This is a genomic window from Cupriavidus sp. GW822-FHT03E04 (assembly GCF_058801495.1).
Genome location: NZ_JBXANI010000008.1, coordinates 94,547 through 107,413 on the forward strand (window position 1 = coordinate 94,547; position 12,867 = coordinate 107,413).

The following is a 12,867-nucleotide window of genomic DNA, read 5'->3' on the forward strand; positions in this document are numbered from 1 at the left end:
GCTGGCTAGGCTGCGATGTGCTGCAAGCGCACCGCGTAACGCTCGCCCGCGGCAGCCAGCGCTTGGTCATCCAGCTTGCCCGCCTCATAGAGCAGGAAGGGCTCGGACCACGGCAGGCCGCAGCGGTTGGCGGTGGCCTGCAAGGGGCGCAGCAACTCGGCAAGCGCAAACAGATTGACGCCGCCTGGCCCGTAGGCTTGCGGCACGTTGCCAGCGGTGGCGGCTACCAGCATGGGCTTGCCTTCCAGCGCGCGGCCCTCGGTCTCATAGGCGATGTAGAACATGCGGGTCAGCACGGCGTCCTGCCAGGTTTTGAGCAGCGCGGGCGTGGCATACCACTGGAGCGGGAACTGAAACACGATGCGGTCCGCGCCAAGCAGCCGGCGGACTTCGGCGTCCACATCAATGGCGCCGTCCGGGTAGAGGGCGTAGAGGTCGGCGATTTCTACGCCGGGCAGTGTGCTGGCCGCATTGCACAGGGCGCGATTGGCCTTGGATTGGCCGAACTGGGGATGGAACAGCAGGATCAGGGTCTTGGACATGGGGGGCTCCGGTTGGTAGTGCCGTGGTGCGTGCCGTGGTGATGTCTCAAGGATGCCGCTTCACACCAAATCATTCCAATGGATAGTTTGTATGCTCTATTATCCGTTTCATGAATTTACGTGCGATCGACCTCAATCTGCTGACCGTGCTGGACGCCTTGCTCGACGAAGCCCATGTGTCGCGTGCCGCGCAGCGTGTCGGGCTGTCCCAGCCAGCCGCCTCCAGCGCGCTGGAGCGCTGCCGCCATCTGTTCAAGGATCGCCTGCTGGAGCGTGCGCCTGGCGGCATGCAGCTCACGCCGAGGGCGCAGGCTCTGCGCGCGCCGCTGAAGCAGGCGCTGGCCTCGGTGGCGACGGTGATTGGTGAGCCTGAGGTGGATCTGGCGAGCTTGTCGCAAACGGTGCGCGTGCGGATGGCGGACCATCCCGCCGTGCTGGTGGCGCGGCAACTGCATCGGCAACTGGCGCGCAGCGCGCCGGGCGTCAATCTCGTGCTGCAGCCGTGGCAGGGTGCCGATGCTGCGCTCGGGTCCCTGGCGCGAGGGGACAGCGATCTCGCTGTATCCGTGTTTCCCGCCGTGGGCGCGGATTTTCGCCGCCGGCCGTTATTGCGCGAGCACTACGTGGTTGCCATGCGGCGGGGCCATCCCGCGGCCACCGGCTTTGGCCTGGAGCGCTGGCTGGAGTACCCGCATGTGTTGGTATCCGGCCGTGGCGATATCCACGGGCCGCTGGACGATGCACTGGCCGGGCTGGGCCTGGCGCGGCGCGTCGGCATGGTGGTGCCGAGCTTCATGATGGTGCCGCCGCTGCTGGCCGATTCCGACCTGATCGCCATGCTGCCCAGCCGCTGCCTGCCCGAGGACCCGGCACAGGCCCTGGCGACGTTCGCGCCGCCGGTGGCGGTGGAGGGTTTTTCCCTCCACCTGGCCTGGCATGCGCGCCGCGACGATGACGTGGCCGTGCGGCATGTGGCGGGCCTGATCGAAGGCCTGCTGGCGGCGTAGCTTAGTAGTTGAGCGCCACGTTGAGCATGACCGTACGGGGATTGCCCACCGGCACGATGTTGTTGCTCAGGCCGCCGGCGTAGTACGCCTTGTCGAACACGTTCTTGACGTTGAGCGCGGCCTTCCAGTGCGATGCCACATAGCCCACGCCAAGGTCCGCCACCGCGTAGCCGGGCACGGTGTAGTTGAAGGTGTAGCCGCGCTTGGCGCTCTCCGCGCGCATGCCGGCGCCGGCGTACCAGCCTGCCAGCGGCCCGCGGAAATGCTTGGTGCCCCAAAGCGAGACGCTGTGCCGGGGCACGTTGTTGAGCGGCTTGCCCACATTGGCGGCAACCGTGTCTTGCGTGACCTCGCTGGCGATGTAGGCATAGGCGCCCGCCAGGCTCCAGCCGCCGCCAAGATCCGCCGTCAGCTCTGCCTCCAGCCCGCGCGTGCGCTGCTCGCCCGTGGCAATGCTGAAGCCGGTATTGACCGGGTCCGAGCTCAGCACGTTGCGCCGGGTCAGGTCGAAGGCAGACAGGGTCAGCAGGCCGCTCTTGTTGGGCAAATCGAACTTGATGCCCACCTCGGCCTGGCGCCCCGTCTCGGGCTTGAAGGTGCCGCCTTTGACGTCAGTGCCGCTATTGGGCAGGAACGAGGTCGCGTAGCTGACATAGGGACGTGCCCAGCTGGTCAGGTCGAACATCAGCCCGGCGCTGCCGGTGATGGCCCGCGCGGTGTCGTCCAGGCGCGTGGCGGCCAGGCGGTCCGTGGTGCTGGTGCGGGCGGTGTCGTGGCGCAGGCCGGCGGTGAGCAGCCAGCGCTGGGCAAACCGCACCTGGTCGCGCGCGTAGAAGCCGAGCGTGCTGACGTTGTCTTCCTGGTTCAGGCTGTAGGCGCTGGGGCAGTTCACGGCCGCGCCATAGACCGGGTTGTAGACGTTCAGCGCCGCGACGCGGCAGGTGCGCTGCAGGCGGCTCTCGTTGCTGCGGTTGTAGTCCACGCCGAGCGTGATCTCATGCTGCTGCCCGGCAAGCTCGAAGCGCCGCTGCAGGTTGGTGTCCACGCCGATGGTGGTGCCGGAGAAGTCCTGCTGCGTGCCGCTGCGGTTGAGCAACTGGCTGTTGACTGCCATGGTGCCGCCCGCGATCAGCGTGCCGGCCAGCGACAGCGTTTGCCAGCGGAAATTCTGGTTCAGCGTCCAGCCGGAATCGAAGCGGTGGGTCAGCGCATAGCCCAGCCGGTTCTGCTCGCCGTCGTATGGCGCCAGGCCCGGCTCGCCGGTAAAGCGGCTGTTGGGCAGGGTGCCGTTGCGGTTGGCAGTGATCGTGCCATTCACGGGCAGGCCTTGCTGGCGCACATATTGCCGCTCGTTGTGGCTCGCCAGCAGGGTCAGGTCGGTGCGCGCGCCCAGGTCCAGCGACAGCGACGGCGCGATATAGCGGTTGCGGTAATAGACGTAGTCGGTCGCGTCGTCGCTGTTCATCGCCAGGGCGTTCACGCGCAGCGCGGCCTTGCCGTTTTCCGACAACGGCGTGCCCACATCCGCCGTGGCCTGCCGCAAGCCGTAGTTGCCTACCGTCAGCCCCAGTTCGCCAAACAGTTCGGGCCTGGGGCGCTTGCTGACGATATTGACCATGCCGCCCGGCTGCACCTTGCCGAACAACACCGAGGCCGGGCCTTTGAGCACTTCCACGCCCTGCGCGCCGAACAGCTCCTGCGCCACGCGGTTGTTGGACTCGACCAGCAGGCCATCGACAAAGACGGATTCCGATGCGCGCTGGCCGCGGATGATGAAGTCGTCCCAGCCGCGCCGGCCGTAGACATTGGTGACCACGCCCGCGGAATTGGCCAGTGCGTCACCCAGGGTTTGCGCTTGCTGGCTGTCCATCAGGTCGCGCGTGATCACGGTGATGGACTGCGCGCTGTCCGCCGCGGACGTGCCGGACTTGGTCACGCCCGCCGCCCGGCGCGTGGCAAAGCCGGTGTCGGCACGGGGGTCTTCGGCGGCGCTGACCGTGACGGACGGCAAGGTGGTCTCGGCGTCCGGGGCGGCCTGGGCCATGGCAGGGGAGAACAGGCAGCCCAGGGCGGCCGGGGCAATCAGTTGGCGAGTGAGCATGGTGCTGCGAGAGTGCGGAAAGCGCCGGATTGTAAATGATAATGATTATCGTTTGTTGGGTTTTGCAATGAAATCGGGCCGTGCTTAGCCGGGGACGGCGGTGCCGAACGCATGCGCCGGTTTTGCGCCTCGCCTTCCAACGCGCTTTCCACCTCAAGCGCGGCAGACTATGGTGACTAGGAGGCAAGAGCCCGAACAGGAGAACACCATGGCATCGTCAGCATCCCCCCGCCGCATCGTGATTACCGGCGCCGGTGGCGCGCTTGGCCGCGCCGTTACCCAGGCGTTCGCGGACGAGGGGGCGCGGCTGGCCCTGATCGACCGCGACGCGGCAGTGCTGCGCGCGCACGCGCCGGTGCCCGAGGCCGCGGACTGGCACCTGTTGCTGGCGGCGGACGTGACCTCGACGGACAGCATGGCCGTGGCGGCGCGCAGCATCCTCGACGCGTTCGGTGGCGTGGATGTGCTGGTGCACGTGGCCGGCGGCTTCGAGATGGGCGAGCCCGTGCATGCGCTCAGCCGCGAATCCTGGATGCGGATGATGGATCTGAACGCCTGGTCGCTGGTGGCCGTGACGCAGCATCTGCTGCCCGCCATGCTTGCGCAGGGCGCCGGCAAGGTCGTGGCGGTGACCGCGCGCGGCGCCGCCAACGGGGCCGCCGCGATGGGCGCCTACTGCGCGTCAAAGAGCGCGTTGCAGCGTCTGGTGGAGAGCTTGTCGCATGAGGTGCGCCGGGCTGGCATTAACGTCAACAGTGTCGCGCCGGGCACGCTCGACACCCATGCCAACCGCCAGGCCATGCCCGCCGCCGATCCCACCGACTGGGTCTCGACCGCGTCGGCGGCGCGCGCCATTGCCTTCCTGGCCTCGGACGCGGCGCAGGCGATCCATGGGCAGCATGTGGTGCTGGATGGGCTGAGCTGAGCGGCGCAACGACGCCAGCATCTTTTGGAAACGGCCTCTAAGCCTTGCGCTGTGCCAGCGGCAATGTCGCCAGCCGCTCCAGCACGATGGCACGCATGCCCGCCGGCGCCGGCAACTGCTCCAGCAATGCCGGCCAGCGCTCGTGCGCCATCGCCACAGCGTCTTTCACGGCGGCGGTGGCGATGCGCTCGGCGATCCGTGCCTTGCGCGCGAACTCGCGGTAGGTCTGCAGGGTTTGCTCGCGCTGCTGGCGGTCGATGGCCACATTCTGGCCGAAGCCGGCAAAGCCCGGCAGGGCGGCCACGCTGACGATGTCGTAAGCGGGCGAGAGCTCGGGCGCGACGCCGTTGCGGTACAGGAAGGAGAAGTTCTTCAGGTGGGCATCGCTGTTGCCCAGCAGGGTATTGATGGCTTGGCGGATAAAGAACTGCCGCACGTCTTCGATGCCGCGCACGCTCAGGCGCTCCAGCAGTTGCACCAGGGCGGCGTAGGCGTCATGGCCGCCATACTTGCGGTTGGGCATGCGGGTCAGCAACTGGCAGCCGTCTTCGGCATGCACGCGCCCGCCGGGCTCGCGGTCGAAGCGGTCCACGGCGAGGAAGTGCAGGCCGGTGCCAAGGGCCTCGGCCAGCCCCTCGACCTCGATGGCGGCAAGCGGCACGGGCCGGCACGGCGCCACCGCCACGCCAGCGGCCTGCGCCAGCTGCATCGACACGTATTCGTTGAAGACCTGGCTATCGTCATTGCGCGCGGGCAGCTTGGCGATCAGGTCGGAGAGATGCCCGTGGGTGGGCATGGTGTAGCGCTTGCCGGCATGCGCGGTGGACAGCGCCAGCTTGTTCTGCACGCCCGAGACCGAGGCCGCGCCTTCGGTGGCGCCTTCGATCACGGCAATTTCCAGGTTGTCCGCTCCGCCCGTCACGCCGACGGTGCGCACGTGCTCGGGCAGGGCGTCGATGGGCGCGGGGCGCACCACCACCGCGCCCGGCAGGTCGTCGCCGGCGGCGGCCAGGATGCCGAAATCGTCGCGGTCTTCGGGATGGTGGCGCGTGGCCTCCAGGCGCTTGCGCAGCTCGCTCTCGGGCAACAGCCCGGCGAAGTAGGGCGGCAGCGCCGCGTTGGTGTTGTACAGCGCGGGATGGAAGGGGTTGGACAGCACCGAGGCGGTCAGCGTGTCGTTGCCGGGGAAGGTCAGCGAAAGGCTGAGCGTGGGCCGCAGCGGGTCGCCGCGGAAGGCTTCCGCCGGCACGAAGCGGCAGGTGCGCCCGACCTCGCACAGATGGCCGCACAGCACGCCGTGCAGGTGCACTTCCAGATAGCGGGGGCGCAGCCCGGGGCTCATGATTCCTGCTCCAGGAACATTTCCACCGAGGTCTTGGCCTCGCGGTCCGGCCCGCTGTCCTTGCCCTCGACCAGGCGCTTCACGGCGAGCAGGTGCTCGCGTGGCACCAGGACCCATTCCGCATCGAGCGCGGCACCCACGGCTTCGAGTGTGGAGGCGCGCACATCGCTGCGGCCGCTCAACGCCGTGGTCAGGTTGGACGGCGCCATGCCGATCAGCCGGGCCACTTCCCCCAGCGTGGATTTGCGCGTGGCTCGGCGTGCCTGGAGCTGATCAAAGAATGATGCCATGACATGTTTTCACATCGAAGGATATGAAATAGCATAGCACACGACGGCATTTCTTATGTTATCGCATAATTTATGTCAAATTGATATGTCATAGCATGAGTCTGCGCGATCAGGCCGCCTTGCTCTGGTCTGCCGCTTGCCCTGCGGACGCCAGAATGCGGAAGCGGCCCAGTTCATCCGGCGCGCACTGTGCAATCAACCCGGTTTCCCAGGCCAGGTAGGCACGCGCGGCGTCCTTGTTGCCCTCGTGCCGGTCGTGCACGAAAAACAGGTAGTCGATACGCGCTTCCGGCGGCAGCCCCACCGGCTCGGCCGCCTCGGGCAGCCCCGCGGCCTGCCAGGTGCGGTAGCCCTCGGCCAGCCGGTACACGTGGCGATAGCCGGCGGCCAGCAGATCCTGCCCGGCTAGGTTGGCGATGTGCGGCTCGCTCGCGATCAGGATGACCGGCTGGTCGTGGGTGGCGCCAAGGCGCTCGAGCGTGGCGGGCAGGCGCGGGCGGATCGACCAGGTGGCGCCTTCGGCATGGCCGCGGGCGTACTCGGCGCTTTCGCGCAGGTCGATGCGCAGCGCGTCAGGCGCCTGCGCGTGCAGCGCGCGCAGCAGGTTGGCGTCGAGCACCGGCAGGGCGTGGGTGGGCAGGGTGCGCGGCGGCGCGCTCGCCTTGATGGCGGCGTTGACGCCGTGCGCGAGCACGGCGCTCTCATAGCCCAGCTGGTAAAGCCAGCTGGCCACCACCGGTGCGCGCACGCCATCGTCGTCGAACACGATCACGCGGCTGCCGCGCACGCCGATGTACTGGTCGGTGGCCTGCACCAGCTGGCCGCCGGGCGCGTGCCGCGCGCCGTCGATCGAGCCTTGCGCGAATTCCTCGGCAGTGCGGATATCCAGCAGGTAGGTGGTGCGGCTGTCGTCGTCCAGCCACTGCTGCGCCTGCGTGGCCGACAGCGCGGGCAAGCCAGCGCGCTGCAGCAGCCGGGCCGAGCGAGCGCGCGCCTCGGCCAGCTCGCTGGCCGGCGGGGCCGCCGGGTAGCGGCGCTGGCTGCCGTGCTCGAGCGCGTGGTCGGCCAGGTACCATCCCTGCGTGCCGTTCTCCAGCGCCAGCACGGGATTGGGCAGGCCAAGGTTGCGCAGCGTCTGCGCGCCGATGATGCTGCGCGTGCGCCCGGCGCAGTGCACCACCACGGTGGTCTGTGCATCCGGCAGCAGTGTCGCCAGGCGCAGGGCCAGCTCGCCGTTGGGCAGGCTGTGCGCGCCGGGGATGGTCATCTTCTGGTGCTCGGCAAAGGTGCGGCCATCCACCAGCACCAGCGGCTCGCCGCTGTCGCGGCGCGCCACCAGTTCAGCAGCGCTCAGGCGCGGCGTGTGCTGCTGGTGCTCGACCAGTTCGCCAAACGTCTTCGATGGCACGTTGACGCCCTTGAACAAGGTGTAGCCGGCTGCGGCCCACGCCGCTGCGCCCCCCGCCAGCAGCGTGAGATTGCTGTAGCCCAGGCCAGCCAGGCGCTGTGCCGCCAGCTCGGCCACGCCGTCGCCGTCGTCGAACAGCACGATGCGCTCGGCCAGGCGCGGCGCCAGGCGGGCAACATCCAGCTCCAGCCGGCTGTAGGGCAGGGGCACGGCGAAGAAGGGATGGCCCTCGCCATATTGGCCGTGCTCGCGCACGTCGAACAGCGCCAGGGGCTGGCCGTCGTTAAGCCAGCCGCGCAAGGTGACGGCGTCGATGGATTGGGTCATGGCGTGCTCCGCGTGAACAAGGGATGGGGCTGTTGTCTTGGCCGCAATGTCAGGCCGCTGCTTTCTCGCTGCGGTTCATCTGGGTGGCGTTGTAGTTGACGATGCGCCCGGTCTCCAGCTCCACGCCGATGCGCCCCGTCAGCGTTTCGAGTGGACGGCCGTAGAGGTGGAAGTGCAGCGTGGGGGCCTCGCCCACCACGTGGATGCTATGGATGTCCTGCGGCAGGAAGCTGATCGGCGTGCCCGGGCGCACCACCAGCTCGCGCTCCAGTTCGATGCTGGCCCGCTCGGGGTTGCTGCCGTCGTCGGTGCGGCGGTAGACGCGGTTGAGCTCATCGCCTTGCACGGCCACGATGACGGCCCACGTGTCATGGTTGTGCGGAATGGTCTTCTTGCCCGGCACGATCGAATTGAGGTAGAGCGCTGGCAACTGGCCTTCTCCGCTCAGCCGATAGCGGGTAGAGGTGGTGGTGCCGTCGCTGGGCGGCGGGAAATCGGCAAAGCCGAACAGGTCCTTCTGGTCGGCCAGCTTCTGCAGGGCGGCGGTGACCTGCCCGAGCGTGGCGCGATCCACCTCGCGCTGTGCCGTCAGTGCGCTGACTTCGGCGAGGGTGGCGGCAATGGCCGCATTGCGCTGGTTTTGCTGATCGGTCTGGTTGGTCTGATTGGTCTGGTTGGTCTGGGTCGTCATGGGGGGAGATCCTGTTATGAATACGATGCAGTGGCAGGTGGCGGCCGTGCTCCACTCTACGGAGTGCGGGACCCGGGAAGAACTAACAATATCGCCGATGCATATTCGGTTTTGATCTGGTGCAAGGCGACATGAGGCCTGCGGCGTCGCATTGCGCATTGCATCGACTATCGCATCACGCATTGCATGACCAACGGCGGAAAGATTCGTTGCCGCGGCGCGGGGCCGGGTCCTAGAGTAGGCCGCTAGAGGTGAGGGTGTTCACGGCCAAGCCGGGCAACCACCAAGCCGCCGCCCTCCAATGAGAGAACTAGCATGAGCCAACCACTGCACGAACGCCTGCAACCCTATCCCACGGAAAAGCTGCAGGCGCTGGCGGCGCAAACGCCCCTGCGCACCAGCCTGCCGCCGATCAGCTTCAGCTGGGGCGAGCCGCAACATGCCACGCCGCACCTGGTTGTGCAGGCGCTGGCGGAACACGCCGGCAGCATCGGCCGCTATCCCAAGGTGGCTGGCAGCGACGCGCTGCGTGAGGCCATCGCCGCCTGGGTCGCGCGCCGCCACGGCGTGGCCGGCCTCGACCCGGCGCGCGAGATCGCGCCCGTCAACGGCGCCAAGGATGGTTTGTTCAGCCTGGCGCAAGTGGTGCTGCGCGCCAACCGGCCGCAGCATGGCGCGCCGGTGGTGCTGGTCAGCAATCCGGGCTACCAGGTCTACGAAGGCGCGGCGCTGCTGGCCGGCGCCGAGCCGTATTACCTCGACATCGACCCCGCGCAAGGGCTGGCCGCCGCGTTCGACGCGGTGCCCGCGCACATCTGGCCGCGCGTGCGGCTGGCCTACCTTTGCTCGCCGGACAACCCTTCTGGCCGCGTCTACGCGCTGCCCGACTGGGAGCACGTGCTGGCGCTGGCCGAGCGGCACGGCTTTCATATCGTGTCGGACGAGTGCTACTCCGAGCTGTACTTCGACGAGGGCGCGCCGCCGCTGGGGGTGCTGGCCGCGGCCCAGGCGCTCGGCCGGGACCGCCAGCGCATCCTGGCCGTGGCCAGCTTGTCCAAGCGCTCCAACGCGCCCGGCCTGCGCTCCGGCTTTGTGGCAGGCGACGCCGATGTGCTGGAGCGCCTGCGCTTGTACCGCAGCTATTGCGGCGGCGTGCTGAGCCCGGCGGTGCAAGGTGCCAGCATCGCAGCCTGGCAGGACGAGGCGCACGTGGTGGAAAACCGCCGTCTATACCGCGAGAAATTCGCCTTCGCCATTCCGCGGCTGCAGCAGGTGGCCCGCCTGGTGCAGCCGCAGGCGGGTTTCTTCGCCTGGCTCGACATCCGCGCCAGCGGGCTCGACGATGTGGCCTTCACGCGCGAACTGCTGGCCGAGCAGAACCTTGCCGTGGTCCCGGGGACCTTCCTGGCACGCACGGTGAATGGCCGCAACCCAGGCGCGGGCCATGTCCGCATCGCCCTGGTGGCCGCCGCCGAGGAATGCGCGCAGGGCGTGGAGCGGCTGGTGGCCTTTGCCCGCGCGCGGCAACCCGCGGCGGCATGATGTCCGCGCCAGGCACGGCATAACGATCTGCGATCTGATTCGTTAGCGCCCGGTGCAACTTCTTTTAGGCTTCAACCTGCCCAGCATTTTCAAGAGCTTCTCGCCATGACCATTACCGACTTGTCCCAGACCTTGGCCGATACTGACGCAAACGCCGACGCCACGGCCGTTGCCGACCACGTAAGCGGCGCTCGCGCCGCGGCGGTCGCCGCCTTCATCGCCCGTGCCCGAGAGATCGTCGGCGGCCACGCCGCCGACAAGACGCCGCTGGCCGCGATCGCCGACGAACTGGTGGCGCTGGCTGGCCAGGCGCATCTGTTCCCGCCGGCGCATTTCCCCGTGGATGCGGCCAGGCCCGCCGCGATCTACCGGCTGGCGGAAGACCCGGACGGTCGCTTCGCCTTGTTCGCCTCGGCTGGCCTGCCGGGCAAGGCACAGCCGCCGCACGACCACACCACCTGGGCGGTGATTGCCGGTGTGCGCGGCGTGGAGCGCAACGTGATCTTTCATCGCAGCCAGGGCAGCAAGCCCGGGCTCGACACGCTGGAACCGCTGCGCCAGCTCGATGTACAGGCAGGCAATGCCATCACGCTATCGCCCACCGATGTGCATACCATCGAACTGATCGGCGACACGCCTGGCCTGCACCTGCACTTCTACGGCCTCACGCTGCCCCGCCTGAGCGAGCGCGTGAAGTTCGACCCCGCGCCCGAGGGGGGCACGCAATACAGCTACCGCACCTTTGCCGCGCCTGCGCTGATCCGCCATCCGCTGGTGAGCCCGGCCGCGCTCAAGCGCGCCATCGCCCAGGGGGAGGAACTCGCCGTGCTGGACGCGCGGGAAGAGGGTGCTTTCTCGCGTGAGCACCTGTTGTTCGCCGTGCCCGCGCCGCTGGGCCGGCTCGAGACCACGATCGACCGGCTGGTGCCGCGCCGCACCACGCGCATCGTGGTGACGGATCTGGTCGAGGATATCGCCCACGCGGCCGCGGCCAAGCTGCTGCGCTTTGGCTATACCAACGTATCCGTGCTGGAGGGCGGCACGCGTGCCTGGCAGGCCGCTGGCTATGAAATCTTCAGCGGCACCAACGTGCCCAGCAAAGCCTTCGGCGAAGTGATCGAGCACGAGCTGCACACGCCGTGGATCACCGCCGAGGCGCTCAAGCTGCACCAGACGCGTGGCGACAACGTGGTGGTGGTGGACAGCCGCCCCTTCACGGAATTCCAGAACATGAGCATCCCCGGCGCGGTGGACTGCCCGGGGGCTGAGCTGGTCTACCGCATCGGCGAGATCGCACCCGATCCCGAGACGCTGGTGGTGGTCAATTGCGCCGGCCGCACGCGCAGCATCGTGGGCGCGCAGACGTTGATCAACGCCGGCATTCCCAATCGCGTGGTGTCGCTCAAGGACGGCACCATGGCATGGCTGCTGACCGGCTACCAGCTCGACCACGGCCAGACCCGTTTCGCGCCACAGCCCGGCGAAGCCGCCCAGGCCGCGGCGCGTGAACGGGCCGCCCGCGTGGCGCAGCGCGCTGGCGTGCAACATATCGATGCGGCGCAGCTAGCCGCTTTTGCGCAGCAGGCGGATGACCGCACGCTGTACCGCTTCGACGTCCGCTCGCCCGAGGAATACACCGCAGGCCACCTGCCGGGCTGGCGCAGCGCCCCCGGCGGCCAGCTGGTGCAGGCCACCGACGCCTACGCCGGCACCCGCCGCGCCCGCATCGTGCTGGCCGACTGGGATGGCGTGCGCGCACAGATCACGGCAGCCTGGCTGGCCCAGTTCAGCGGCCACGAGGTCTACCTGTTCCGCCCGGCACCGCTGGCACCGCGCGAATCCGGTCCCGAGCCCGTGCGCGTGCTGCGCGCCTCCGAGGCCGAAGCGCCGTGGATCGAAGCCGCATCGCTGTCCACGCTGCAAGCGCAGGGCGGGGCAACGGTGGTGGACGTGGATAGCAGCCTGGCATTCCGACGCGGCCACCTGCCCGGCGCATGGTTCGCCACGCCGGAGAAGGTCGCGCTGGCGCTGGAGCATGCCAGAGCCGACCACATCATCGTGGTGACCTCCTCCGACGGCGTGCTGGCGCAAGCGGTAGCGGCCGAGTTGCGCCGCACCAGCCAGCGCGACGTACGCGCACTGCTCGGCGGCAACGCACGCTGGCAAGCGCTTGGCCTGCCAACGGAATCCGGCGAGGCCGGCACGGCCGCCGCAGCGCGAATCCTGACCGGCGACGAAGACGCGTGGTACAGCGCCTACGCCTACGAGGATGAAAGCCGCCGGAAGTCCGAGATGCACGCCTACCTGAACTGGGAAATCGGCCTGGTCGATCAACTCGAACGCGACGGTGATTTGCCGGTGCGGCTGGTGGATTACAGCCAGCAGTAGGCGCGAAAGGCATCGCTTCGGCCAGCGCCCGCCCTCTCCCCCGGCCCCTCTCCCACAAGTGGGAGAGGGGAGCCAACCAACGGCAACAGAAACGACATCGTCAGCGCACCGATTCGGTGTAGCCGTGTTTCCCGCCCGAAGGGGCGGGAAACACCCCAGCGCGATGCGAAGCGAGCCGTCAAGGTGTGCCAAGGCCGTATGGGGCGCCTCGGGATTCGGCGAAAAGAGCGGAAAAGAGGGACCCATGTCTGAGTATCGCCTTAAGGCGATGCGAGTTTGGGTCCCGGCCGCTCTTTTCGTCGAA

At 68.4% G+C, this 12,867-nt stretch carries 10 protein-coding genes; 4 read left to right on the top strand and 6 right to left on the bottom strand.

Annotated elements, in window-relative coordinates; all coding sequences use genetic code 11:
* Positions 1-5: 5 nt before the first annotated feature.
* Positions 6-542, bottom strand: a complete 537-nt coding sequence (locus AC1RQC_RS12930; protein WP_492374340.1) for an NAD(P)H-dependent oxidoreductase — start codon at positions 540-542, stop codon at positions 6-8.
* Positions 543-652: 110 nt separating this feature from the next.
* Here AC1RQC_RS12930 and AC1RQC_RS12935 point away from each other — a divergent pair, with 110 nt between their 5' ends.
* The gene (locus tag AC1RQC_RS12935; protein WP_492374341.1) at positions 653-1,549 is read left to right on the top strand and encodes a LysR substrate-binding domain-containing protein; all 897 of its coding nucleotides are present in this window, start codon (positions 653-655) and stop codon (positions 1,547-1,549) included.
* A 1-nt stretch (position 1,550) separates the two neighbouring features.
* Here AC1RQC_RS12935 and AC1RQC_RS12940 read toward each other — a convergent pair whose 3' ends face one another.
* Positions 1,551-3,650, bottom strand: coding sequence for a TonB-dependent siderophore receptor (locus AC1RQC_RS12940; protein WP_492883586.1), 2,100 nt, complete (start codon positions 3,648-3,650; stop codon positions 1,551-1,553).
* 208 nt (positions 3,651-3,858) lie between these two features.
* Between AC1RQC_RS12940 and AC1RQC_RS12945 the strand changes: the two genes are divergently transcribed.
* Positions 3,859-4,575 carry an SDR family NAD(P)-dependent oxidoreductase gene (locus AC1RQC_RS12945; RefSeq protein ID WP_492374343.1) on the top strand — a complete coding sequence of 239 codons (717 nt, stop codon included), beginning with the start codon at positions 3,859-3,861 and terminating at the stop codon, positions 4,573-4,575.
* A 37-nt stretch (positions 4,576-4,612) separates the two neighbouring features.
* Here AC1RQC_RS12945 and AC1RQC_RS12950 read toward each other — a convergent pair whose 3' ends face one another.
* The 4 genes from AC1RQC_RS12950 to AC1RQC_RS12965 all read right to left on the bottom strand — a co-directional run bounded on the left by AC1RQC_RS12950 (position 4,613) and on the right by AC1RQC_RS12965 (position 8,633).
* Positions 4,613-5,917 carry a type II toxin-antitoxin system HipA family toxin gene (locus AC1RQC_RS12950; protein ID WP_492813860.1) on the bottom strand — a complete coding sequence of 435 codons (1,305 nt, stop codon included), beginning with the start codon at positions 5,915-5,917 and terminating at the stop codon, positions 4,613-4,615.
* The gene (locus AC1RQC_RS12955; RefSeq protein WP_492883588.1) at positions 5,914-6,207 is read right to left on the bottom strand and encodes a helix-turn-helix domain-containing protein; all 294 of its coding nucleotides are present in this window, start codon (positions 6,205-6,207) and stop codon (positions 5,914-5,916) included. The genes AC1RQC_RS12950 and AC1RQC_RS12955 overlap by 4 nt, the downstream gene beginning before the upstream one ends.
* A 109-nt stretch (positions 6,208-6,316) precedes the next feature.
* Positions 6,317-7,942, bottom strand: coding sequence for a rhodanese-like domain-containing protein (locus tag AC1RQC_RS12960; protein ID WP_492883590.1), 1,626 nt, complete (start codon positions 7,940-7,942; stop codon positions 6,317-6,319).
* A 49-nt stretch (positions 7,943-7,991) separates the two neighbouring features.
* Complete coding sequence (locus AC1RQC_RS12965) at positions 7,992-8,633, bottom strand: cysteine dioxygenase family protein (RefSeq protein WP_492374346.1); 642 nt, start codon at positions 8,631-8,633, stop codon at positions 7,992-7,994.
* A gap of 315 nt (positions 8,634-8,948) precedes the next feature.
* Between AC1RQC_RS12965 and dapC the strand changes: the two genes are divergently transcribed.
* On the top strand, positions 8,949-10,175 hold the full coding sequence (gene dapC / locus AC1RQC_RS12970; RefSeq protein ID WP_492883592.1) for a succinyldiaminopimelate transaminase: 1,227 nt from the start codon (positions 8,949-8,951) through the stop codon (positions 10,173-10,175).
* Between the two features lie 105 nt (positions 10,176-10,280).
* Entirely contained in the window at positions 10,281-12,563 is a 2,283-nt protein-coding gene (locus AC1RQC_RS12975) for a rhodanese-like domain-containing protein (protein ID WP_492883594.1), read from the top strand.
* The last annotated feature ends 304 nt before the right edge of the window (positions 12,564-12,867 follow it).